The following is a 24,847-nucleotide window of genomic DNA, read 5'->3' as shown; positions in this document are numbered from 1 at the left end:
GTATGCGAACGGGAATACATTTTGAAGATGGACAGGTATATACCTGTTACATGGATGAGCAAAGTACAATTGAACAGGAACCGGTGAGAATGCAGAAACCGTGGACACATTATGTTGCAGAAGCAGTTGCGGAAAAGGGCGTTCAGGGAGAAAAGATTGGTATTGTCATGGATGGAATGACCCCGGAAGTGATGAAAGAAGCAGCAGATTTTGAAAAACACCTTGGATTTACAGCTCATGGACTGAAACTTTATACTAAGGAAGAAGCCCTGGTAGGACTGGTAAAAGTACAGAATAACCAGTTGGATCGTGGAAATACAGTGATTTTTGATTATAATCAGAGTGGCCTGTGTTTTTATCAGATACAGAAATATAACGGAAAGATACGGATTGAAAAAAAAGACTATACGTCAGAAATATCTGGTGCTGTAACAAAAAGTGAAAAAGATCAGGCATTTTTGAAAATAATAAAAAACGCACTGGCAAAGGGAGTTACAGTCACGGTATATTTATGTGGTACAGGCTTTGATGGACAATGGTTTCAGGATTCTGTTAAAACCCTATGTCTTGGCAGGAGAGTTTTTATGGGGAAGCATTTATTTGCATGCGGAGCTGCTTACCTGGCAGGAGAGGAGGTTTTCTCCGAAAGCAGAGAAGAGGCGCTCATTCTAACGGAAACTATGACAATCTGTCAAATAGGATTAACCTTACATCATCATGGCAGGGACGTGTTCTATCCTTTGATGAAAGAAGGACGGCCATGGTTTGAGAGTAAAGGGGAAATAGAAATATTTGTATCAGGAATAAACCGTCTGAATTTCGAACTGAGAAATAAATCCGGCATTAAGCAGGCAATGGTTTGTTTCCCTTTAACTGGAATGACAAAAGATAAAGATGTGGTCTATCAGCTGAAAATTGAAGGAGAATACATTTCTCCGGATAAATGTAAAATTAAGATAGCAGATCTGGGATTTGGGGAAATAAGACCTACAACATTTCAGGTATGGCAGCAGGTGATCTGTTTGGAAAGAGGTGATTTCCGTGAGTAAGATTGTATTATGTGAAACACAAAAAACCACATCAGTATATCATATTGAAAAATTGAATCAGTCATTTTCAGGTTATGGAGAATTATGTTATATTCTCGAACATTATTTTATTTATTTTCTAATGGAGGGGTTTGATACATCTATAAAGGCCTACATCAAGGATGAAATCGGAATAACGCTGAAGAGTGAGGACCCGGTTCGACAGATAAAAGAAATCATTAATTATCGAAATTATTTTACAATAGATGAGAAACTGCAGTTACAGCAGAAAATACGAACTACATATTTGTATTCTGTAGCAAAAAAACAGAAGCTTCTGGCAGATATGTATTTAAAGAATCATTTGTATCTTGGTGCATTGCAGACATATCAGAATCTCCAGAAAATCTCAGGACAGTTACGTACCGGAGAACAGGCAGAAGTATTATATCATATGGGATTGTGTCAAAGCAGGATGTTTTGTTTTGAAGAGGCAAAGGTTTCATTTAAAAAGGCACTGGAAATTCGACAGCTGAAAGAAATTCAGGAAGCATATTTCCTTGTTTCTTATATCCAGGGGGATTATCATACGTTTCTGCAGGATGGTGAAAAAATATCTTTTTCAGAAGAACGCTGTAAGATTATTTATGGTAATATAAAACAGAGAGAAGAAGAAATAAAAAATAAAGAAGAGTTTGTCAAATTGAAGAAAATAGATTACCATAGAAAGAAAACGGACGATATGACAACAAGAAGGCTCACAAAAGCCGTACTGGAGAGATGGAAGGATGAATACAAAAAAGAGATTATCTAAGGATATTCAAAATACAAAAGAAGATTTGATTGAAGACAGATTTGTAACACTTTACCAGAATGAGATTTCACATCTTCAGGCAAAAAAAGAAGATCTGGAGATTATTGGACAATTGGATGACGAGGAGTTAAAAGATGTAGAGGAATCAGCAAGATTATATCATCGTATTTTGGCAAGGAATTTCTATGAGATGTCAGCCGGAATAGTGACAGAGGAAGAGTTTTATCCTTTGTGGGAAAGGGAAGAAGAATTAAAAAGAGATCTTCAAAGAATTTCCTCTATGGAAGGGGAGCAAAAGCAGCTTGAAAGAGAAATGGATATTGTAATCGGGGAAGAAGATGAACTTGTAGAGAAGAGAAAAAAGGCAGAAGATATTCGTCTCAATCGAAAGGCAGTGTTGCTTTCTTTTTTTCTTATGACACTGGTGGCAGTTGTAATTATGGCGGTAGCAGTGGTAAAACTGGAATTTCCGATTATTGAATATATATTGCCTGTAGTAACAGTGATTTTCATTGTTTTATTACTTTTGATTACTTTGTATCGACTATATAAAAAAGCGGTAGAAAGCGAAAAATTGTACCGTATGATGGCGACTCATAAATTCAATTCAAGATGTCGTTTAGAATCGGATTTCCAGAATATTGGTAATGATTTAAAATATTACTATGAGAAATACGAAATACTTTTTGGATATATTTCAGAAGAACAGTGGAAATTATTTGAGTTTTGTGCTAAAGTGTCAGCCGGGCTTAAATTTTCTGCGGAACTGAAAGAACAGAGTGAAGTTCTAAAGAAAGTTCTTCAAAAACATCATTTAAAAGAAATAGATGCATGGCTTTATTATCCTAAAGCCCTGTATGAAATTCCAAAACGTGGTGCGTATGTGGAGCGATTAAATAATCGGCAAAATATATGTCAGGACGCACTGGAAAGACACCAGCAGAAAATAGATACAAGAAATAATAATGAATAAAAATATTAATTATAGGAGTTTGAGACATGAAGAAAGAATTAGAGACAACCTACAATCCAGGTGAAATTGAAGAGCGTCTGTACCAGAAATGGCTTGATAACAAGTATTTTCATGCAGAAGTGGATCGTACAAAGAAACCTTATACTATTGTAATTCCACCACCAAATATTACAGGTAAACTGCATATGGGACATGCGCTGGATGAAACTCTTCAGGATATCCTGATTCGTTTTAAGAAAATGCAGGGATATAATACCTTATGGCAGCCGGGAACAGACCATGCAAGTATTGCAACAGAAGTAAAAATCATCAATGCCCTGAAAGAAGAGGGTATTGAAAAAGAAGATCTGGGTCGTGAAAAATTCCTGGAACGTGCATGGGAATGGAAAGAAGAGTATGGTGGAACTATCGTTAGTCAGTTGAAAAAACTTGGTTCTGCATGTGATTGGGATAGAGAGCGTTTTACATTAGATGAAGGATGCTCCAAAGCAGTACAGGAAGTATTTATTAAGTTATATGAAAAAGGATATATTTACCGAGGATCAAGAATTATCAACTGGTGCCCTGTTTGTCAGACATCTATTTCTGATGCAGAAGTTGAATATGAAGATCAGGCAGGTCATTTCTGGCACATTAAATATCCGGTAGTCGGCAGTGAAAATGAATATGTTGAAATTGCGACAACACGTCCGGAAACTCTTCTCGGAGATACTGCTGTTGCAGTACATCCGGAAGATGAGAGATATAGCCATCTGGTAGGTAAAATGCTGGAACTACCATTATGTAATCGTCAGATTCCTGTAGTTGCAGATGAATATGTAGACCGTGAATTTGGAACCGGAGCAGTTAAGATTACACCTGCTCACGATCCAAATGACTTTGAAGTTGGAAAACGTCATAATCTGCCAGAAATCAATATTTTAAATGATGATGCAACTGTTAATAAAAATGGCGGAAAATATGCCGGTATGGATCGCTATGAAGCAAGAAAAGTTATTGTTAAGGATCTGGAAGAACAGGGATATCTGGTAAAAATCAAAGATCATGAGCATAATGTAGGAACACATGACCGTTGCGGAACAACCATTGAACCAATGATCAAGCCACAGTGGTTTGTAAAAATGGATGAGCTGGCAAAACCAGCTATTGAGGCAGTAAAAAATGGAGATTTAAAATTTGTTCCAGAAAGATATACAAAGACTTATTTACACTGGCTGGAGAATATTCGTGACTGGTGTATATCCAGACAGCTGTGGTGGGGACATAGAATCCCGGCATATTATTGTGATGAATGTGGAGAAGTTGTGGTATCAGGAGATGTACCAGAAGTATGTCCAAAATGCGGATGCAAACATTTAACACAGGATGAAGATACATTGGATACATGGTTTAGTTCAGCTCTGTGGCCATTTTCAACTCTTGGATGGCCGGATAAAACGGAAGAAATGGATTATTTCTATCCAACCAATACACTGGTTACAGGATACGATATTATTTTCTTCTGGGTTGTCAGAATGGTATTCTCAGGATATGAACATACAGGAAAATGTCCATTTGACACTGTATTGATCCATGGACTTGTTCGAGATGAACAGGGACGTAAGATGAGTAAGTCTTTAGGAAATGGTATTGATCCTCTGGAAGTTATTGCCCAGTATGGAGCAGATGCATTGAGATTTACTCTTGTTACAGGAAACGCACCGGGAAATGATATGCGTTATACAGAAAAACGTGTCATTGCCAGCAGAAATTTTGCAAATAAAGTTTGGAATGCTTCCAGATTTATCATGATGAACCTGGAACAGGCAGATTTTACGAATGTGACGTTAGATGATCTGACAAGTGCAGATAAATGGATCTTATCTAAATTAAATACTCTGGCAAAAGATGTAACAGAAAATATGGAAAAATATGAACTGGGAATTGCAGTTCAGAAATTAAATGACTTCTTATGGGAAGAATTCTGTGACTGGTATATTGAAATGGTGAAACCACGTTTGTACAATGACGAGGATGAAACGAAAGCTGCAGCTCTCTGGACATTGAATACAGTTCTTACAGAAGCTTTGAAGCTGTTACATCCATATATGCCGTTTATAACAGAAGAAATTTACTGTAATCTGACAGATGAAGAATCTATTATGCTTGCAAAATGGCCTGAATTTAAAGAAGAATGGAACTTTAAAGCAGATGAAAAGGCAGTAGAAACAATCAAAGAAGCAGTACGCGGCATCCGTAATGTACGTGCAGAAATGAATGTATCACCAAAGAAAAAAGCTCAGGTATATGTGGTATCTGAAAGTGAGGAAATTCGAAATATCTTTGAAACAGGTAAAGTGTTCTTTGCAACTTTAGGATATGCAAGCGAAGTTATCATTCAGAATGATAAAAACGGCATTGGAGAAGATGCAGTATCAACGGTTATTCCAGAAGCAGTTATCTATATGCCATTTGCAGAACTGGTAGATATTGAGAAAGAAAAAGAACGTCTGGCAAAAGAACAGAAGCGTCTGACAGGAGAAATCAAACGTTGTGAAGGAATGCTTGGAAATGAACGATTTGTAAGCAAGGCACCAGTTGCAAAAGTACAGGAAGAAAAGGATAAACTGGCAAAATATCAGCAGATGTTAAGTCAGGTAGAAGAACAGCTTGGAAGATTAAATAAATAATTGACAGTGTTTTTGAATTATGATACTATTTCATATAGAGTGAGTTCGTTAAAAGGTTCACGAAGGGGCACACCACCTCGGGTGTGGGTTTCTTCGTGGACCTTTTTTATTACATAGGAAATTCCTATGTAATAAAAAACGCTCCGCGCGGATGTGCACGATGTGCAAAGGAAAACAATTAAAACTGCTACACATCGGCACGCCAAGCGGAGCAAGTCCCTTATGATTGAGGGATACAGGGAGTTGACAGCGGACTTGTCCGCTTTGTTCTTAAACAGGAGGATTTTATATGAAAGTAAATGGTGAGATGAAACCTTTAGAAACAGAAATGTCTCTTGAAGATTTTCTTGTCAGAGAAGGTTATCAGATTGCGCGAATTGCAGTAGAACGTAATGGAGAAATTGTTCCAAAGGGTGAGTATACAAATGTGATTTTAAGTGATGCAGATACACTGGAAGTGGTTTCTTTTGTTGGAGGCGGCTGATATATCAGATAGAAGATGAATTCCGTGTCAAGACTTTTGAGATGGTTTTGAATGGAAACAGAAATAAAATAAAAAAGTTTTTTAAAGGAGAAATATAATGAAACAGGATAAGTTGGTAATTGGTGGACACGAGTTTGACTCCAGATTTATTTTAGGCTCTGGGAAATATTCCCTGGATTTGATTAACGCAGCTGTACAAAATGCAGGTGCAGAGATTATAACATTGGCTTTAAGAAGAACAAATACAGGAGATACAGCAAATATTCTGGATTACATCCCAGAAGGAGTAACTTTGCTGCCAAATACATCAGGAGCAAGAAATGCAGAAGAAGCTGTTCGAATTGCAAGACTTGCAAGAGAAGTAGGGTGTGGTGATTTTATTAAAATCGAAGTCATTCATGACTCAAAATATCTGCTTCCAGACAATTATGAAACAATTAAAGCAACAGAGATTCTTGCAAAAGAAGGATTTGTTGTAATGCCATATATGTATCCGGATTTGAATGCAGCAAGAGACCTGGTAAATGCAGGTGCAGCATCTATTATGCCTTTAGGTGCACCAATTGGTTCCAATAAAGGAATTTGTACAAAAGATTTTATCCAGATTCTCATTGATGAAATTGATCTTCCAATTATTGTAGATGCAGGAATTGGAAAACCTTCACAGGCATGTGAAGCTATGGAAATGGGTGCTGCAGCAGTTATGGCTAATACAGCCATTGCAACAGCAGGGGATATCCCGGCTATGGCAGAAGCCTTCAAAAAAGCTATTGAAGCAGGAAGAAGTGCTTACCTTGCCGGCCTTGGAAGAGTTATTGAAAAAGGTGGAAGTGCATCTTCACCACTGACAGGATTTTTAAAGGACTAGGAGGATATCATGAGCGAAAGAATAGATGAACATACAGATCATATGAAATATACAGAAGATATGGAAGCAATTGATTCTGATATTATGGATAAAGTCATTGCCGAAATGAATGCATTTGATCCGGAAAAATATACAGCAGAAGATGTAAAACGTGCATTAAATGCGGAGACTTGTTCCCCAGAAAACTTTAAAGCTCTGCTTTCACCGGCAGCACTGCCTTTTCTGGAGGAAATTGCACAAAAGGCACAGAAAGAAACAAGAAAACATTTTGGTAATTCAGTTATGATGTTCACACCGTTATATATTGCAAATTACTGTGAGAATTACTGTATTTATTGTGGTTTTAACTGTCATAATAAAATTAAACGTGCAAAGCTCAATGCAGAAGAAATAGAAAAGGAAATGAAAACTATTGCGGAAACCGGACTGGAGGAAGTTTTAATTCTTACAGGAGAAAGTCCGAAAATGTCTGATGTGGAATATATTGGAGAGGCATGTAAAATAGCAAGAAAATATTTTAAGGTTGTCGGACTTGAAGTTTATCCAATGGATTCCAAAGATTATGCATATCTTCATGAATGTGGTGCAGATTTTGTAACAGTATTCCAGGAAACTTATAATTCAGAGAAATACAAGACATTACATTTAGGCGGAAGAAAGAGAATCTTCCCATACCGTTTCAATGCGCAGGAACGTGCAGTCATGGGAGGAATCCGTGGTGTCGGTTTTGCAGCACTTCTTGGTTTGGATGATTTCCGTAAAGATGCTCTGGCAACAGGAATGCATGCTTATCTTCTTCAGAGGAAATATCCTCATGCAGAAATCGCATTTTCATGTCCAAGATTACGTCCGATCATTAACAATGATAAAATTAATCCAAAAGATGTTCATGAACCGCAGCTATTGCAGATAATCTGTGCATATCGTATTTTTATGCCGTTTGCAAGTATTACCATTTCCAGCAGAGAATGTGCAAGGTTCCGTGATAATATCATTCAGATTGCAGCAACCAAGATTTCAGCAGGAGTAAACGTTGGAATTGGTGGACATACTGGAGAAGAAAAAGGTGATGAGCAATTTGAAATTGATGATGCAAGAAATGTAGAAGAAATTTATCATGCCATCGAGGAAAACGGAATGCAGCCGGTTATGACGGATTATATTTATGTATAAAACAAATGTTAAAGTAAAAGGAAGTTGAAAAACTTCCTTTTTTCTTTCTTAAGAACTGCTTCCGTATCTTGTCCTAGGCGATTTTTCATGTTATGATTAATTGAATATGCAAAGATAGCTAAAAAAAGGAGAAATTGCCATGATCAATCAGTTAGTAAAAAACATCAAAAAACTGGATGCACCGATTGTTGTAGGGTTAGATCCTATGCTTGATTACGTGCCGGAACATATTATGAAGGCAGCAATTGAGGAATATGGAGAAACACTGGAAGGTGCAGCCGAAGCCATATGGCAATATAATAAAGGAATTATTGACAGCGTATATGACCTGATTCCGGCAGTGAAGCCTCAGATTGCCATGTATGAGCAGTTTGGAATTCCGGGCCTCGTTGCATTTAACAAAACCTGTGAGTATGCAAAGAGCAAAGGACTGGTCATCATCGGAGATATTAAACGTGGAGACATTGGTTCTACATCAAAAGCATATGCTATAGGACATGTAGGTCAGGTACAGATTGGAAGTAAAAAATATAGCGGATTTTGTGAAGATTTTGTAACAGTGAATCCGTATCTTGGAAGTGATGGAGTTCGTCCGTTTATGGAAGTATGCAGGGAAGAAAAGAAAGGGATGTTTGTTCTTGTGAAAACATCCAATCCGTCCAGTGGAGAATTCCAGGATCAGGAAATTAATGGAAAGCCAATATATGAAATGGTAGCCGAGAAAGTTGCTTCCTGGGGAGAAGAATTAATGGGAGATGGTTATAGCTATGTAGGAGCCGTTGTAGGAGCGACTTATCCAAAGATGGGAGAAATCCTGCGAAATGTTATGCCAAAAGCATATATTCTGGTACCTGGATATGGAGCACAGGGTGGACAGGCAAAAGATCTGGCACCATTCTTTAACGAAGATGGTCTTGGAGCTATTGTTAACTCCTCCAGAGGTATTATTTGTGCATACAAACAGGAACAGTACAGTCAGTTTGGAGCTGAGAATTATGCAGACGCATCAAGACAGGCAGTACTGGATATGAAAGAAGATTTAAGACAGGCTTGGGAACGATAAGAAAGGAAGATGCCAATGAGTAAAAAACAGGTTATAGCCCAAATTTTATCACAGACATCTTTGGCAGATGGAATTTATGATATGACATTAAAAGCAGAAGACATAGCATCCGAGGCAAAGGCCGGACAGTTTATTTCTGTTTATGTAAATGATAAAAGCAAAATTCTGCCAAGACCGATCAGTATTTGTGGGATTAACAAAGAAGAAGGAACTTTAAGAATTGTATATAGAGTAGCTGGGGAAGGAACAAAGCAGTTGTCAGGTTACGGTCAGGGAGATTCTGTTAAGATTCTTGGACCGTTAGGTAACGGATTTACTCAAAAAGACAGTAAAGCGATTTTAATTGGAGGCGGCATTGGGATTCCACCGATGCTGGAACTTGCTAAAGGGCTTTCATGCGACAAGACTATTGTTCTGGGATATCGTGACAGTCAGATGTTTCTGAAAGAAGAGTTTGAACCATATGGCGAAGTGGTTATTTCTACGGAAGATGGTTCTGTGGGAACAAAGGGAAATGTTATTGATGCAATAAAAGAGCAGGCAGTGGCGGGAAGTATTATTTATGCATGTGGTCCTACTCCGATGCTTCGAGGAATCAAAGCATATGCAGAAGAACATGATATAGAAGCACAGATTTCCTTGGAAGAGCGTATGGCATGTGGAATTGGAGCATGTCTTGCATGTGTCTGTAAGTCAAAAGAAATTGATGCACATTCACATGTTCACAATAAACGCATTTGTAAAGATGGACCTGTTTTTGATGCCAGGGAGGTGGAACTGTAATGAATTTATCAGTAAATATTGCAGGGGTTACCATGAAAAATCCGGTAACTACCGGCTCTGGAACATTCGGTTCCGGACAGGAATATAACGAATTTGTTGATTTAAGTCAGCTGGGAGCAGTTACAACAAAGGGAGTTGCCAATATTCCATGGCCGGGAAATCCAACACCAAGAGTAGCAGAAGTGTATGGAGGAATGCTCAATGCCATTGGATTACAGAATCCTGGAATTGATGTATTTGTAGAAAGAGATATTCCATTTTTAAAAGATGCAGGGGCTACTATTATTGTAAATGTATGTGGAAAATCTGAAAAAGATTATGTTGAAGTAGTAGAGCGTCTTGCAGAACAGCCGGTTGATCTGTTAGAAATCAATGTTTCATGTCCAAATGTAAAAGAAGGTGGAATTGCTTTTGGACAAGATCCTAAGGCTTTATATGACATTACAAAAGCTGTAAAAGCCAAAGCCAGACAGCCAATTATTATGAAACTTAGTCCAAACGTTACAGATATTACAGAAATGGCAAAAGCAGCAGTAGACGCTGGAAGTGATGCATTATCTTTGATCAATACATTAACAGGTATGAAAATAGATATTGAAAGAAGAGACTTTGTTCTGGCCAATAAGACAGGAGGCATGTCCGGACCTGCAATAAAACCGGTTGCAGTCCGTATGGTTTATCAGGTGGCAAATGCAGTCGATGTACCAATCATTGGCATGGGTGGAATTGCCACAGCAGAAGATGCACTGGAATTTATTATGGCAGGTGCCACAGCCGTTTCAGTAGGAACAGCTAATTTTATTGATCCGACATCTACGATTAATGTTATTAAAGGAATAGAAGATTATATGAGACGTCATCAGATTGAAGATATTAAGGAATTGATTGGATGTGTCAAATAATCCGTTATAGAAAAAGGAGGGAGAAGATATGAATATATTATTTTTTCTGACTCCCAAAAAAGAAGTTGCGTATATTCCTGCATCAGATACATTAAGGCAGGCACTTGAAAAAATGAGATATCACGGATATACTGCAGTGCCGATGCTTACAAAAGAAGGGAAATATGCAGGAACCATAACAGAGGGGGATATTTTGCGGGCTATGCAGGATTTCTGTAACTGGAGTCTGGAAGCTGCAGAAAAAGTAAAAATTCTTGATATCCATCGAAGAAGGGATAATCAGTCCATATTGATTGATACAGATATGAATGATCTTGTGGATGTAATCATGGATCATAATTTTGTACCGGTTAACGATGACCAGGGAAATTTTATCGGAATCGTGACAAGAAAAGATGTAATTCAATTTTATTACAATGAATATAAAAAAGTAAATCAACCATTAAGAGAATAGGAGTAGAAAATATGGAACAGTATAAAAAAGAATTTATTGAATTTATGATTGATTGCAATGTACTGAAGTTTGGAGATTTTGTAACAAAAAGTGGAAGAAATACACCATTTTTTGTTAATACAGGTTTTTACAGAACAGGTTCACAGTTACGTAAATTAGGTGAATATTATGCAAAAGCAATTGAAAGTAAATTCGGATTTGAGTTTGATGTATTATTTGGACCGGCGTACAAAGGTATTCCATTAAGTGTTGCTGCATCTATTGCAATTTCTGAAAAATATGATAAGGATATTCGTTATTGCGCGAACCGTAAAGAAGTAAAAGATCATGGAGATAAGGGAATTCTTCTTGGAAGTCCTATTGAAGACGGTGATAAGGTTGTAATCATCGAAGATGTAACAACAGCAGGTACCTCCATTCAGGAAACACTTCCAATAGTGAAAGCGCAGGGAGATGTGGATGTTCTTGGACTGGTTGTCTCTGTGGATCGTATGGAACGGGGTCAGGGAGAAAAAAGCGCATTAGATGAAATCCATGAAAAGTATGGATTGGAAACTACAGCAATCGTAACAATGGAAGAGGTTGTTGAACATCTGTATAATAAACCATATAAAGGGAAAGTTATCATTGATGATACATTAAAGGCTGCAATTGATGCATACTATGAAAAATATGGTGTAAAACATTAAGGATGGTTTCAGTGACAATTGAGAAAAAAAGAATAGGGCGTTTTAGTATAAAGATATTTTTTTACTTATATATTATTCTTATATTTTATTTTGTACTGCTAAGCGAGAGATATGGGAGGGAGACTGGTTATCAGACCTCCCATGTCAATTTTATTTTTTTAAAAGAAATTCGCAGATTTTGGGAATATCGGCATTTATTATCTTTGGAAGCTTTTATAACTAATTTGTTTGGTAATATTTTTGCATTTAGTCCCTTTGGATTTATGATTCCAATCGTAACGGAGAAGAGAAAGGGATGTATTCGTGCAGTTTTAGGCACATTTATTTTCAGTCTGGTAATCGAAACCAGCCAGTTGATTATGAAAGTGGGAGTGTTTGATGTGGATGATCTTCTGCTGAATACAGTAGGTGGATTTATTGGATATATTTTGTATAGAATTTTACTGGAAATTAGCCAAATCTTAGAAAGAAGGCATATACATGGGAAGAAATAGAAAGAAGAAATTTGCATATCGTCCATCAGACAGGGTAGTTTCCAGAGCATCTGCTGTTTCTGCTTTTTTAGGAATAGTGGGAATTGTTGGTTATGGATTGCTGATTGCAGGATCATTTTATTCAGAAGGAAATGGTGGTGTAATATATGGACTTGCAGGATGGGCAATTCTGATAATGTCAATTGTGGGGCTGCGCCTCTCAATAAAAAGTTTTGAAGATACGGCATCTATGGTAATATGGAAAATCATCGGATGTACAACCAACGGACTCGTTTTAGTATTTTCTGCTATTATTTTTATTCTAGGAATATAAGGAGACTATTATGAAGCGTTTAGAACAACAGATGAATTTTATTATTGAAATTGATAAGCTTAAGAATATTGTTCGTCAAACTTATGTGTCCAGTGGAGAACGAAAAGAAAACGATGCAGAGCATGCATGGCATTTTGCTATTATGGCAGTTTTACTTGCAGAATATGCAAATGAGCCTATAGATGTTTTGAAAGTGATAAAAATGGCATTAATCCATGATCTGGTGGAGATTGATGCAGGTGATACTTATCTATATGATGAAGAAGGAACGAAAACAAAGGCAGCACGTGAAATGAAGGCAGCTAACCGAATTTATCATTTACTGCCGGAGGATCAGGGGAAAGAGCTGTTTGATCTCTGGAGAGAGTTTGAGGAAAGAAAAACACCAGAAGCAAAGTTTGCAGCTACTTTGGATCGTACAGAACCGATTCTTTTAAATGACGCAACCGATGGAAAAGCATGGTTGGAGCATGGAATTACAGAAAAGCAGGTAAGAGAAAGAAATCTGCATACAAAAGAGGGTTCTGTTGCAATCTGGCAGTATCTGGAAGGTATTTTTGACAAGAATATAGAAAAAGGGAAAATTAAAAGGAGATAGCTAGTTTTGGATCCAATGTTAATAGAAAGACATGAGTTGAATCAAACCGGATTAGAGACTGTTTTACAAGAAGTGAAACAGGGTGGTAAGTATGCTGCGTATTTTAAAAAAGTGGCAGAAATGCTGCAGTATTTAAACGATATTTATGATGTGCAGCCAAAAACATTAGAACAGCTGAAAAAATGGAATCAGGAATGGTATGCAGAGATATCATCAGCAGCTTATGAAATGAGCTTTGCCAATCCAGAATTTTCTATAAAACAGGTGGGAATTGATTTTGGCCAGCTTTTCAGTTTTTTATTTGCAGAAATGCGTTGTGGATTTATTTATGCAGTAGAAGGAAGATTGTTTGATCTTGTAATTAATAATGAGTTATTTTTGGAAGTATATCAGGTTTTTCGTGATGGTGAAGAACATCCTGAAAAAATCAGACAGATTATATATGAACATATGAGAGATTACAGCAGTGATGTTTTTGAATATCGTATTCAGGAACAACTAAATCCAGAACTTTCTTTTGCAACAGATATTGTTATGAAGTCAGATTTATCAAATCCGGATTTTCTGTATCAGTATGGAGAATATATTTCAGAAAATGAAATCCGGACACTTGAATTTCTGAATCATCTTCCTAAAGAAAAAATTCGGGATATTGCAAAAACATATGTGGAAGGTTTTCATGAAGGATTTATTGTAAATAACATCGATATGACTCCCAAAAGGACTGTTAATATAAGATATAGCATTGGATTTGAACCGATTATTCGTGAAGCGGTGAAGCAATTTGCAGAAATTGGATTATCTCCTGTTATATATCGTTGCGGACATTCCACTCTGGTCAGAGGATTAAATAAAATAGGATATGTTTCATCCAGTCCAAATCTTCAATATGAATATGACCATAGATATGATCAGGCAGTTTACTTTGATAACCGATTTATGAAACATAAGCTGGAATGTTATAAAAACTCCTATGAAAAATGGAAAGAAGAGGCATTTGTATTTGCAGGTCCGGCATGTATGGAAACTTTTGGGGAAACTCCATTTCTACCGCAGAATAAAGAGGCAAATTATAAATTATCAAAAAAGCAGCAGGAGTTATCTGTAGAGTTTCAAATCAAGGCTTCAGAGATTATGAATCAATATATAAAACCTGACCAGAGAAGTTTTACCATTATAGCGTATCCTGTTCCAGAAATTGGAGAAGATTTTGAAAAGATTTTTCAGGAAGTTATTAAAGTAAATACGCTAGACAAAAAAATGTATTGTGAAATACAGCAGAAACTTATTGATGCTTTAGATCAGGCAGTGGAAGTTCATGTACAAGGTGAAGGAAATAACCAGACGGATTTATATATTGCTATGCATGACCTGCAAAATCCTGATCAGGAAACTAATTTTGAAAATTGTCTGGCAGATGTAAATATTCCGGTAGGTGAGGTATTCACTTCACCAAAACTGGCTGGGACTAATGGAATTCTACATGTTGGGGAAGTTTATCTGAACGATTTGAAATTTATTGATTTAAAGCTGGAATTTAAAGATGGGAAAATTGTTTCATATTCCTGTAAAAATTTTAGCAGTGAAGAAGAAAATAAAGAATTTATCAAAGAGAATCTTCTATATAATAGAGATACACTTCCAATGGGAGAGTTTGCAATTGGAACAAATACGACAGCCTATGTAATGGCAAAAAAATATGATATTTTATATAAATTACCAATTTTGATTGTTGAAAAAATGGGACCGCATTTTGCAGTGGGAGATACATGTTACAGCCACAGTGAAGAAACAGAGGTTCATAATCCTGATGGAAAAGAAATTGTGGCAAAACATAATGAATGTTCAATAGAGGGAGAATATTTCCAGTGTCATACAGATATTACGATTCCTTATGAGGAACTGGATACTATCACAGCAATTGGACTTGGCGGAGAGGAAATACCATTGATCAGGAAAGGTATGTTTGTGCTACCGGGAACAGAAAGGTTAAATGAAGCATTGACGGGAAACGGTCAAGTTAGTAAAATGTAAGTGAAAAAATAAATTAGAATATAAACTTAAGGAGAAAAAAGATGGCAAAAGTAGCAATTGTAATGGGAAGCGATTCAGATATGCCTGTTATGAGAAAGGCAGCAGAATTTTTAGACGAGATGGGAATTGACTTTGAGATGACAATCATTTCTGCACACAGAGAACCGGATATTTTCTTTGAATGGGCAAAAGGCGCAGAAGACAGAGGCGTAAAGGTTATCATTGCAGGAGCAGGAAAAGCAGCACATCTTCCAGGTATGTGTGCGGCATTATTCCCAATGCCAGTCATTGGTATCCCAATGAAGACATCAGATTTAGGAGGAGTGGATTCATTATATTCCATCGTACAGATGCCATCTGGAATCCCGGTTGCAACAGTAGCAATTAACGGGGGATTAAATGCAGGAATTCTTGCAGCAAAGATTCTTGCGACATCAGATTCAGATCTTTTAGCTAAATTAAAAGATTACAGCGAGACAATGAAACAGTCTGTAGTAGAAAAAGCTGAAAAGCTTGATCAGGTTGGTTATAAAGACTATAAGTAATATTTCAAGTCATTTAGGAGGATTTTAACAAATGGATTACAAAAAAGCAGGTGTAGATATTGAAGCGGGATATAAATCTGTTGAGCTGATGAAAGAGCATGTTAAAAGAACCATGCGTCCAGAGGTTTTAGGAGGTCTTGGAGGATTCTCCGGTGCATTTTCTTTGGAAAAAATCAAAGAAATGGATGATCCGGTTTTATTATCCGGTACAGATGGATGTGGAACAAAAGTAAAACTTGCCATGATTCTGGACAAGCATGATACCATTGGTATTGATGCGGTAGCAATGTGCGTAAATGATATTGCGTGTGCAGGAGGAGAACCATTATTCTTCCTGGATTATATTGCATGTGGAAAGAATTATCCTGAAAAGATTGCAACTATTGTTAGTGGTGTGGCAGAAGGATGTGTTCAGTCAGATGCAGCGTTGATTGGAGGAGAAACAGCAGAACATCCAGGATTAATGCCAGAAGATGAATATGATCTGGCAGGATTTGCTGTTGGTGTATGTGACCGTAAGAATCTGATTACAGGAGAAAACTTAAAAGAGGGAGATGTTTTGATTGGTATGGCATCTACCGGTGTTCATAGTAATGGATTTTCTCTGGTCCGTAAAGTTTTTGAAATGACAGAAGAATCTTTAAATACATATTATGATGAGCTTGGAACAACTTTAGGAGAAGCACTTCTGGCTCCAACAAGAATTTATGTTAAGGCATTAAAATCTGTGAAAAATGCAGGAGTTACAGTGAAGGCCTGCAGTCATATCACAGGTGGCGGATTCTATGAAAATATTCCAAGAATGTTACCGGAAGGAATTCACGCAGTTGTTCATAAAGATTCCTACGAAGTTCCTGCAATCTTTAAACTTCTGGCAGAAACAGGAAATATTGATGAAGAAATGATGTACAACACATATAATATGGGACTTGGAATGATCGTTGCAGTAGATCCGGCTGATGTGGATACAACATTAGAAGCATTAAAAGCAGCTGGAGAAACAGCTTATGTTGTAGGTGAAGTCAAAGAAGGAGACAAAGGAGTTACTTTATGCTAAAGTTGGCTGTTTTAGTATCTGGAGGAGGAACAAATCTGCAGGCAATCATTGATGGAATTGAGAACCAGACCATTACCAATGCAGAAATTAATGTGGTCATCAGTAACAATAAAAATGCATATGCACTGGAACGTGCTAAAAAACATAATATTGATGCGGTTGCATTGTCTCCAAAAGATTTTGAATCCAGAGAGTTGTTTAATGAAGCACTGTATCAGGAACTGGTTGACCGAAAGATTGATTTGATTGTACTTGCAGGATGTCTGGTGGTTATTCCGGAAAAGATTATCAAAACATTTGAAAACCGGATTATTAACATCCACCCATCTTTAATTCCATCTTTTTGTGGAACAGGATATTATGGGCTGAAAGTTCATGAAAAAGCACTGGAACGTGGAGTGAAAGTATCAGGTGCAACGGTACATTTTGTAGACGAGGGAACTGACACAGGACCAATCATCAATCAGAAAGCCGTTTATGTTGAAGAAGGTGATACACCGGAGACTCTTCAGAGACGAATTATGGAACAGGCAGAATGGGTTATCATGCCAAAAGCCATTGATGATATTGCTAATGGACGAATTTGTGTAAAAGATGGGAAAGTAAAATTTACTTCTAAGGAAGCATAATGAAAAGATTTCTGATCAGAGCAGTGATCATTATAGGGATTATGGCAACAGCCATCTGGTTTTCTCTATTTAAGAATAATTTTAATAAAGAGAACCCGAAAAAGATCACAAAAACGGCAGAATATAAAACAAAAGAAAAGATTGAGAAGCCAAAGAATGAACAAACCAAAAAGGCGATAGCAGAGGCTTTGGAAATCTATAAAGAAAAACCTGTTTATAGCCAGAGCAAAAGGATGCTTGATGGATATGTGGACTGCAGTTCTTATGTATGGAGATGCTGGTCCAAGGCAGGAATTTCCTTTGGACAGGAGGATTATGCACCAACGGCAGCAGAGATTGCCAGATGGTGTCGGGAAAATAACAGATTACTATCGATGAAAACTGTCAATGGTCATAGTGAGAAACTGGAACCGGGAGATTTGATTTTCTATACAAAGCGAAAAGGAAACAACGGACGTTTCAAAAATATCGCACATGTGGGAATCTACATTGGAAATGGGAAAATGCTTCATGCAGACGGAGCTTCTCCTTCTTACCAGGACCCATGGTACCGGAAAACAGCAGCAGTGGCTAGACCGGCAGGTATAGCAGAAAGGGAAAGATAAATGAAGGTTTTAATCGTAGGAAGCGGCGGAAGAGAACATGCAATTGCCTGGGCAGTAGCTAAAAGCCCAAAAGCAGATAAAATTTACTGTGCACCTGGAAATGCAGGAATTGCAGAATTTGCAGAATGTGTTGATATTGGAGCAATGGAATTTGAGAAGCTGGTTGCATTTGCAAAAGAAAAAGAAATTGATTTGACTATCATCGGTATGGATGATCCTCTGGTAGGAGGAATTGTAGATGCATTTGAGTCAGAAGGATTAAGAGTCTTTGGACCTCGAAAAAATGCTGCGATTATTGAGGGATCCAAAGCTTTTTCCAAGGATTTAATGAAAAAGTACAATATTCCAACAGCAGCATATGAGAATTTTACAGACCCGGATGAAGCATTAAAATATCTGGAAACAGCAAAAATGCCGATTGTTTTAAAGGCCGACGGACTAGCACTTGGAAAAGGTGTATTAATCTGTAATACATTAGAAGAAGCAAAAGAGGGAGTAAAAACCCTGATGCTGGATAAACAGTTTGGTGATGCCGGAAATGAAATTGTTATTGAAGAATTTATGACAGGAAGAGAAGTATCTGTTCTTGCATACTGTGATGGAAAGACTATTAAATGTATGACATCTGCACAAGATCATAAACGTGCAAAAGATGGTGATCAGGGACTTAATACAGGCGGAATGGGAACATTTTCACCTAGTCCTTTCTACACAAAAGAAGTAGAAGAGTTTTGTGAGAAATATGTTTATCAGCCAACCATTGATGCAATGGCAGCAGAGGGAAGACCTTTTACCGGAATTCTATTTACAGGTCTGATGCTTACAGCTGATGGTCCAAAAGTGCTGGAGTATAATGCACGTTTTGGAGATCCGGAAGCACAGGTAGTTCTTCCTCGTATGAAGAATGATATTATTGATGTGATGGAAGCATGTATTGATGGAAAACTTGCAGATGTAGAACTGGAATTTGAAGATAATGCAGCTGTATGTGTCGTACTTGCATCTGATGGATATCCGGAAAAATATGATAAAGGTTTTGAAATCAAAGGTCTGGATACATTTAAGGATAAAGATGGATATTACGTATTCCATGCAGGAACTAAATTTGATGGTGACAAGATTGTAACCAATGGAGGACGTGTTCTTGGTGTTGTAGCCAAAGGAGATAATCTGAAAGCAGCCAGAGCTAATGCATATGAAGCAACAGAGTGGATTGACTTTGCAAATAAATACAAGAGAAATGACATTGGAAAAGCCATTGATGAGGCATAGATATAATTGAAAAGAGACAGAAAACAGGACAAGTCCTTCAGGTTCAGAAATGAATCTGAATGGACTTGTGCGCTTTGTTGATGCTCTGATTGCGTACCGGATTAAAAGTTGACTCGTTTTAAAAAATCATGTATACTAAATAAAAAATAAAATAAGTAGAAATACACGTCAGCCTGATAACAAAGGGCTGGCGGTTTTTTTGAGGGATTTTTTATGAAACAAATAAAACGAATTATAAATATATTGATCATATTATTAACAGCATCATTTTCCACATCTCCTGTTTCAGCAGTGGAGAGTGCTCCTAAAATTGTGGGAGAATCCGCAATTGTCATTGATGTAGAAACAGGTGATGTATTATATGAAAAAAATCCGGATATTAAACATTATCCGGCAAGTATTACAAAATGCATGACAGCATTGGTTGTTTTGGAAAATCGGGATCTTGATGATACGGTGGAATATAGTAATGAGGCATTATTGTCCATTGAATCGGGGAGTAGTGCTGCATACATTAAACCAGGAGAAATTATGACGGTGGAAGAAAGTCTGTATGTTATGATGCTGCATTCTGCCAATGATGTTGCTCATGGACTGGCTTATGAGGTAGGTGGAGATCTTCCTGGTTTTGCGCAAATGATGAATAAAAAGGCAAAAGAACTGGGATGTACGGACACTAATTTTGTAAATGCCAGTGGATTGAATGATTCTAATCATTATACGACAGCATCGGATATGGCTAAAATTGCACAGGCAGCGTATTGTAATGAAATTCTTCAGAAAATCATGGGGACGGTACGCTATGAACAGCCTGCTACAAATCTGACCAAGAATACTCGGACGTGGATCAATGGGAATCGAATGATTCGTGAAGGCAGTGAGTATTATTATGAACCTTGCCTTGGAGGAAAGACTGGTTATACTGTAGCTGCTGGAGGAACTTTGATTACTTATGCCAGACTTCATGATAGAGTTCTTGCCTGTGTCATTTTAAAAAGTCAAAATTCTGCAAAAGCTTATGAGGATAGTATTAAGTTATATAAATATATAGATGAAAATAAAGATTTTTCTGTCTATCAGCAAAGAAGTGTAGAGCAAAAAAATAAAGAATCAGTAGAAGAAAATACCCAAACTCAGAAAACCATAATGAAAGAAACAGGTAACATATTAAAAATTGCCATTGAGAAAATAAAAGATGATTGGATTTTGATTGTTTTCATTGTTTTGCTTTTTCTTTATGTAAAAAGAAGAATTCATCTGAAAAGAAAGGCAATAGCAAGAGAAAAGGCAAGGCAAAGAGCGAAAGCGAAGGCAAGACAACGAGAGAGAGAACGACGTAGAAGATATTATTAAATATAGATGAAAAACTCTTGAAAAATTATTTCATATCCTGTATAGTAAAAAAGTAAAAAATGAGTATCGTTTTTTACAATACATAATTTTGTATCTGTGATAAGATGATTACTATAGAAATTAACGAAGTTCAGTCAAAGGTGTCTGTATTCTATGCAGGCATCTTTTTGTTTTATGGGAGGAAATTATGGATACAAAAATCAAATTTTTATATTTAAGTGAACCCGATATGATTAAAGCCGGTGTAAAAGACATGGACCAGTGTGTGCAAGTCATGGAGAATATGTTGATTACCCTTAAGAAAGGTGATTACGTAATGGGTGGAAATAACCACAATTCTCATGGAACTCAGGTGACATTTCCTGATGACCCGAAATTTCCGGGGATGCCAAAGAACGCAGATGACCGTCGATTTATGGCAATGCCTGCTTATCTTGGAGGAGATACACAAATGGCAGGAATGAAATGGTATGGCTCCAATGTGGAAAATAAGAAAAGCGGGTTGCCACGATCCATTTTAATGATGATGCTTAACGATAAAGATACAGGAGCTCCAGTGGCAATGATGTCAGCAAATCTGGTAAGCAGTTATCGTACAGGAGCTATTCCAGGAGTAGGGGCAAAATATCTTGCCAGAAAAGATGCTTCAACGGTTGCAATCGTTGGACCTGGAGTTATGGGAAAAACCTCTCTGAGAGCATTTGTTAGTACATGTCCAAATCTGGATACATTGAAAGTAAAAGGTCGTGGGAAAAAATCCATGGATTCCTTCTTGAAATTTGTGAAAGAAGAGTGTCCACAGCTTAAAAATATTACAGTATGCGACACAGTAGAAGAAGCAGTGCGAGATAGTGATATTGTCTGTATGACTACAACAGCTCCGGTAAAAGAGAAAGATTTCCAGTATATTGACAAGGCATGGGTGAAGAAAGGTGCATTGATTTGCATGCCTTCTGCAGCGAGATTTGACGATGACTTTTTGATTAATGATTGTAAACTTGTTGTGGATAATTATAAACTGTATGAAGCATGGGCAGAAGAATTTCCATATCCTAGCTATGAAATGGTACAGATTATCGGGTCTAAATTTACAGATCTTATGCATGAAGGAAAAATCCAAAGAGATGACATTATTGATCTTGCAGATATTATGATGGGAAATCATCCGGGAAGAGAAAGTGACGATGATATTATTATTTATTCTGTAGGAGGAATGCCTGTAGAAGATATTGCATGGGGAAATGTCGTTTATCAAAATGCTTTGAAGAAAGGAATTGGAATTGAACTTCCTCTTTGGGATGTTCCTGAAATGGCATAGATTCAGAAGGAGTGAATGCTATGGAAAAAGAAGTGCCATATGATGTTATGGTACAGCCATATGTTTCTATGTATACAAGTAAATATCATTCAATGGTGCAAAGAAAATATGGAATTTCTCATTTTTATGAGTTTACAATAGAACATGAGTCTGAGAAGCAGATTCAGGCAGTTCCAGATGGAAGTGTGGATCTCCTTTTCGATATTGGTCAGAACAATGTTCGAACGTACATTGGTGGAACAGTATTACAGGCAAAAAACTGGCCGTTGACTGAAGGAAAAACATACTTTGGTGTTCGCTTTCAGCCGGGAAAATGTATTTTACCAAAGGAATTAGTGATTCAACAGATCATTGATAAAGATTTGGAAATTGATGGTAACAATTTTGGAGATCATTTAACAGAAGAATTGCAGGAACAAGATAGTCTGAGAAATCGTGCACATATTTTTTTAAAAAAGTATTTAGTGAATCAGGAAGAAGGCTTCCAGCAAAATGATCCAACTATGTTGTTGGAAAATTATATTCAAAGACGAATTTACGAAAGTCATGGAAATATCAGTATAAAACAACTGGCTGATGAAACCAGTTATACTGAATGCTATATAAGAAGAGTATTTAAAAAAGTTCATGGAATCAGTCCAAAAGTATTTGAACGATTTGTACGATTTCAGAATTTATTAAAACAAATGGATGTAATGGGGAAATCCAGTGAAATGGAGGAAATGGCCTCATCATGCGGATATTATGATCAATCTCATATGATAAAAGATTTTAAATCCTTTGCTGGTATGACGCCGGAAATATATTTGCAATTACTAAATAATAAAAAGAAAAACACAGGAGGACTTTGATATGAGTTTATCAAAAATTGAAATTATTACAGGAATGTCAAAATTACCAAATCTAAAAGCAGTTTTAAGTAAAGCTGGAGTGCGTGGAATGACGGTAACTCAGGTATTGGGATGCGGAATTGAAAAAGGAACCCGTGAATACGAAGTAGACGATGATTATGAAATGGAATTGCTTCCTAAACAGCAGATTAGTATTGTTGTTGAAAAAGAAAAGGTTGATGAAATTGTCGAAATTGTAAAACATGAATTATATACAGGACATATCGGAGATGGAAAGATTTTTGTATATGGTATTGATAATGTAATCAGAGTGAGAACCGGTGATGAGGGAATAGATGCATTATAGTTGGAGGCGCATATGGAAAATGAAAAAAAACTGGGATTAAGAAATGTTGTTTCGGTTTCCGTAGGATTGGTTATTGCTACCAGCTGTCTGGTTTCTTTAGGACAAGGTGCTGGAACCATAGGTGTTGTATTTATTTTTGCAATGATTATGGCCTGTCTTTTAAATATGACAACAGTGGCATCACTTTCAGAGTTAAATGCTTTAATGCCGAATACAACAGGAGGACTGGCACAATATACACTGGCAAGTATGGGACCCTTCCCAACGCTTATATCAATGGTAGGAGGATATCTTCTGTGTAATGTTCTTTCATCAGGAGTAGAGGCATCAATTTTTGCTTATGCAATGGAACAGACATTTCATCTGCCGATTCCGCGAATTATTTATACTCTTGTGATGACGGTAGTGTTGCTGATTGCAAATTTAAGAGGTGTGGATATGTTCGCTAAGATTCAGGATCTGGTTGCGTATCTGCTGATTGGTTCTATGGCTCTGATGGGGCTTATGGGAGCATTGGGATTAGGAACAGGAAAAATGGTCCATCAGCCATGGAGTATGGCAACCGATTTTAAATCTGTCATTTCTATGACAGCAGTTGCATTTTGGCTGTTCATTGGTGCAGAATATGCAATACCGATTTCAAAAGAGGTAAAAAATGCTAAGAGAAATGTACCTTTGGGAATGATGCTTGGTCTGGCATTAATTTGTCTTGTTCAGTCTATACTGGTACTTGGATTTCATAATTATACAGATTGGGGAGAACTGGCGGACTCTGCAGCACCACATCTGTTATATGGCGTAAAACTTCTTGGACAGCCAGGAAAAATCTGGATGGCATTTGTTGCAGCTCTGGCAGTTATAAGCTCTCAGAATTCCGGGGTGCAGGGGCTATCTAGTATATGTCAGGGAATGGCAAAGATGAATATGATGCCACAGTGTTTTGCAAAGACTAATAAAAATGGAGTTCCATATGTTGGAGTATGGTTTGTCAGTATTGCCATTACAGTGTTTGCCATTGCAAGTAATGGTTCTACAGATGCCATCAGTTTCATGATTTTAGTGGGATCAGTATTTTGGATGATTTCTTATATTTTTGCACATATTGATGTATTAATCCTAAGGAAGAGGCTTCCTAAAGCACCTCGTTCTTTCAAAAGTCCAGGTGGAGGAATTTTACAGATTATTGGAATTCTGGGTACAGTTTATATGATTTTAAATATTTCTACTGATCCAACAGAAAAACATACCATATGGCTTTTGACTATTGTAGTTTTTGGAATATTGGCAGTATACGCATTTTTCTGGATTAAATATAAAATGAAGCTTCCAGTGTTTAAAAGCGTGCCGGTTGAAAAAGTTATGGCTATGGAAAATAGCATGTATTATGCGACTCGAAGAAAAAGAGGAATTGCAAATTAGAAATAGTATGAGTAAAGATCATGGACAAGAATTGTCTGTGATCTTTTTTTTCTTGACAGGCTGTGCCTTTTATTATAGTCTGAGTATAACACAAACTAAAGAAAAGTAAAAAA

General features: G+C 37.0%; 26 protein-coding genes. All 26 read left to right on the top strand.

The features are described from left to right. Positions 1 to 2 precede the first annotated feature (2 nt). The 26 genes from KTB61_RS04005 (at position 3) to KTB61_RS03880 (ending at position 24,734) form a co-directional block, all read left to right on the top strand. The gene (locus KTB61_RS04005; protein WP_216696853.1) at positions 3 to 1,049 is read left to right on the top strand and encodes a DUF5716 family protein; all 1,047 of its coding nucleotides are present in this window, start codon (positions 3 to 5) and stop codon (positions 1,047 to 1,049) included. Continuing rightward, positions 1,042 to 1,842 (top strand): tetratricopeptide repeat protein, encoded by an 801-nt coding sequence (locus tag KTB61_RS04000; RefSeq protein WP_075760294.1) that lies wholly within the window; start codon positions 1,042 to 1,044, stop codon positions 1,840 to 1,842. The genes KTB61_RS04005 and KTB61_RS04000 overlap by 8 nt, the downstream gene beginning before the upstream one ends. Further along, positions 1,817 to 2,815, top strand: coding sequence for a hypothetical protein (locus KTB61_RS03995; RefSeq protein ID WP_216696852.1), 999 nt, complete (start codon positions 1,817 to 1,819; stop codon positions 2,813 to 2,815). The genes KTB61_RS04000 and KTB61_RS03995 overlap by 26 nt, the downstream gene beginning before the upstream one ends. A gap of 26 nt (positions 2,816 to 2,841) precedes the next feature. After that, positions 2,842 to 5,484 (top strand): valine--tRNA ligase, encoded by a 2,643-nt coding sequence (locus KTB61_RS03990; RefSeq protein ID WP_216696851.1) that lies wholly within the window; start codon positions 2,842 to 2,844, stop codon positions 5,482 to 5,484. Between the two features lie 289 nt (positions 5,485 to 5,773). Beyond that, on the top strand, positions 5,774 to 5,968 hold the full coding sequence (thiS, locus tag KTB61_RS03985; RefSeq protein ID WP_075760297.1) for a sulfur carrier protein ThiS: 195 nt from the start codon (positions 5,774 to 5,776) through the stop codon (positions 5,966 to 5,968). A 97-nt stretch (positions 5,969 to 6,065) separates the two neighbouring features. Continuing rightward, a complete protein-coding gene (locus tag KTB61_RS03980; protein WP_075760298.1) occupies positions 6,066 to 6,836 on the top strand; it encodes a thiazole synthase in 771 nt (256 codons plus the stop codon). Between the two features lie 9 nt (positions 6,837 to 6,845). Further along, positions 6,846 to 8,009: a 2-iminoacetate synthase ThiH gene (gene thiH / locus KTB61_RS03975; RefSeq protein ID WP_075760299.1), complete on the top strand. Its 1,164-nt coding sequence runs from the start codon at positions 6,846 to 6,848 to the stop codon at positions 8,007 to 8,009. A 139-nt stretch (positions 8,010 to 8,148) separates the two neighbouring features. Further along, positions 8,149 to 9,072, top strand: a complete 924-nt coding sequence (pyrF, locus tag KTB61_RS03970) for an orotidine-5'-phosphate decarboxylase (protein WP_216696850.1) — start codon at positions 8,149 to 8,151, stop codon at positions 9,070 to 9,072. Positions 9,073 to 9,087: 15 nt separating this feature from the next. Beyond that, positions 9,088 to 9,855, top strand: coding sequence for a dihydroorotate dehydrogenase electron transfer subunit (locus KTB61_RS03965; RefSeq protein ID WP_075760301.1), 768 nt, complete (start codon positions 9,088 to 9,090; stop codon positions 9,853 to 9,855). Beyond that, positions 9,855 to 10,757 carry a dihydroorotate dehydrogenase gene (locus tag KTB61_RS03960; RefSeq protein WP_075760302.1) on the top strand — a complete coding sequence of 301 codons (903 nt, stop codon included), beginning with the start codon at positions 9,855 to 9,857 and terminating at the stop codon, positions 10,755 to 10,757. The genes KTB61_RS03965 and KTB61_RS03960 overlap by 1 nt, the downstream gene beginning before the upstream one ends. 28 nt (positions 10,758 to 10,785) lie before the next feature. Further along, positions 10,786 to 11,211, top strand: a complete 426-nt coding sequence (locus KTB61_RS03955) for a CBS domain-containing protein (RefSeq protein WP_216696849.1) — start codon at positions 10,786 to 10,788, stop codon at positions 11,209 to 11,211. Positions 11,212 to 11,222: 11 nt separating this feature from the next. Then, on the top strand, positions 11,223 to 11,900 hold the full coding sequence (gene pyrE, locus KTB61_RS03950) for an orotate phosphoribosyltransferase (RefSeq protein WP_075760304.1): 678 nt from the start codon (positions 11,223 to 11,225) through the stop codon (positions 11,898 to 11,900). 2 nt (positions 11,901 to 11,902) lie between these two features. Then, positions 11,903 to 12,394, top strand: coding sequence for a VanZ family protein (locus KTB61_RS03945; protein ID WP_216696848.1), 492 nt, complete (start codon positions 11,903 to 11,905; stop codon positions 12,392 to 12,394). After that, positions 12,381 to 12,707: a hypothetical protein gene (locus tag KTB61_RS03940; protein ID WP_075760306.1), complete on the top strand. Its 327-nt coding sequence runs from the start codon at positions 12,381 to 12,383 to the stop codon at positions 12,705 to 12,707. Before KTB61_RS03945 ends, KTB61_RS03940 begins: the two co-directional genes overlap by 14 nt. 10 nt (positions 12,708 to 12,717) lie before the next feature. After that, complete coding sequence (locus KTB61_RS03935; RefSeq protein WP_075760307.1) at positions 12,718 to 13,305, top strand: HD domain-containing protein; 588 nt, start codon at positions 12,718 to 12,720, stop codon at positions 13,303 to 13,305. 15 nt (positions 13,306 to 13,320) lie between these two features. After that, positions 13,321 to 15,339, top strand: a complete 2,019-nt coding sequence (locus KTB61_RS03930) for an aminopeptidase (RefSeq protein ID WP_216696870.1) — start codon at positions 13,321 to 13,323, stop codon at positions 15,337 to 15,339. Between the two features lie 41 nt (positions 15,340 to 15,380). Beyond that, the gene (gene purE, locus KTB61_RS03925) at positions 15,381 to 15,884 is read left to right on the top strand and encodes a 5-(carboxyamino)imidazole ribonucleotide mutase (RefSeq protein WP_075760308.1); all 504 of its coding nucleotides are present in this window, start codon (positions 15,381 to 15,383) and stop codon (positions 15,882 to 15,884) included. Between the two features lie 31 nt (positions 15,885 to 15,915). Then, complete coding sequence (purM, locus tag KTB61_RS03920; RefSeq protein WP_075760309.1) at positions 15,916 to 16,941, top strand: phosphoribosylformylglycinamidine cyclo-ligase; 1,026 nt, start codon at positions 15,916 to 15,918, stop codon at positions 16,939 to 16,941. Then, positions 16,935 to 17,570 carry a phosphoribosylglycinamide formyltransferase gene (purN, locus tag KTB61_RS03915; protein ID WP_075760310.1) on the top strand — a complete coding sequence of 212 codons (636 nt, stop codon included), beginning with the start codon at positions 16,935 to 16,937 and terminating at the stop codon, positions 17,568 to 17,570. The genes purM and purN overlap by 7 nt, the downstream gene beginning before the upstream one ends. Continuing rightward, entirely contained in the window at positions 17,570 to 18,175 is a 606-nt protein-coding gene (locus KTB61_RS03910; RefSeq protein WP_075760311.1) for a C40 family peptidase, read from the top strand. The genes purN and KTB61_RS03910 overlap by 1 nt, the downstream gene beginning before the upstream one ends. Continuing rightward, the gene (gene purD, locus KTB61_RS03905) at positions 18,176 to 19,447 is read left to right on the top strand and encodes a phosphoribosylamine--glycine ligase (RefSeq protein ID WP_075760312.1); all 1,272 of its coding nucleotides are present in this window, start codon (positions 18,176 to 18,178) and stop codon (positions 19,445 to 19,447) included. 213 nt (positions 19,448 to 19,660) lie between these two features. After that, positions 19,661 to 20,800 (top strand): D-alanyl-D-alanine carboxypeptidase family protein, encoded by a 1,140-nt coding sequence (locus KTB61_RS03900; protein ID WP_216696847.1) that lies wholly within the window; start codon positions 19,661 to 19,663, stop codon positions 20,798 to 20,800. Between the two features lie 187 nt (positions 20,801 to 20,987). Then, a complete protein-coding gene (locus KTB61_RS03895) occupies positions 20,988 to 22,118 on the top strand; it encodes a tyramine oxidase subunit B (RefSeq protein WP_230973598.1) in 1,131 nt (376 codons plus the stop codon). 20 nt (positions 22,119 to 22,138) lie between these two features. Beyond that, complete coding sequence (locus KTB61_RS03890) at positions 22,139 to 22,969, top strand: helix-turn-helix domain-containing protein (protein ID WP_216696846.1); 831 nt, start codon at positions 22,139 to 22,141, stop codon at positions 22,967 to 22,969. 1 nt (position 22,970) lies between these two features. Next, positions 22,971 to 23,315, top strand: a complete 345-nt coding sequence (locus KTB61_RS03885) for a P-II family nitrogen regulator (protein ID WP_216696845.1) — start codon at positions 22,971 to 22,973, stop codon at positions 23,313 to 23,315. Positions 23,316 to 23,327: 12 nt separating this feature from the next. Then, a complete protein-coding gene (locus tag KTB61_RS03880; RefSeq protein ID WP_216696844.1) occupies positions 23,328 to 24,734 on the top strand; it encodes an APC family permease in 1,407 nt (468 codons plus the stop codon). Positions 24,735 to 24,847: the final 113 nt, after the last annotated feature.

Origin of the sequence: Anaerostipes faecalis, from assembly GCF_018982945.1 — a bacterium.
Classification (GTDB): Bacteria; Bacillota; Clostridia; order Lachnospirales; family Lachnospiraceae; genus Anaerostipes; species Anaerostipes faecalis.
This window is presented reverse-complemented; position numbering and strand designations above follow the sequence as displayed.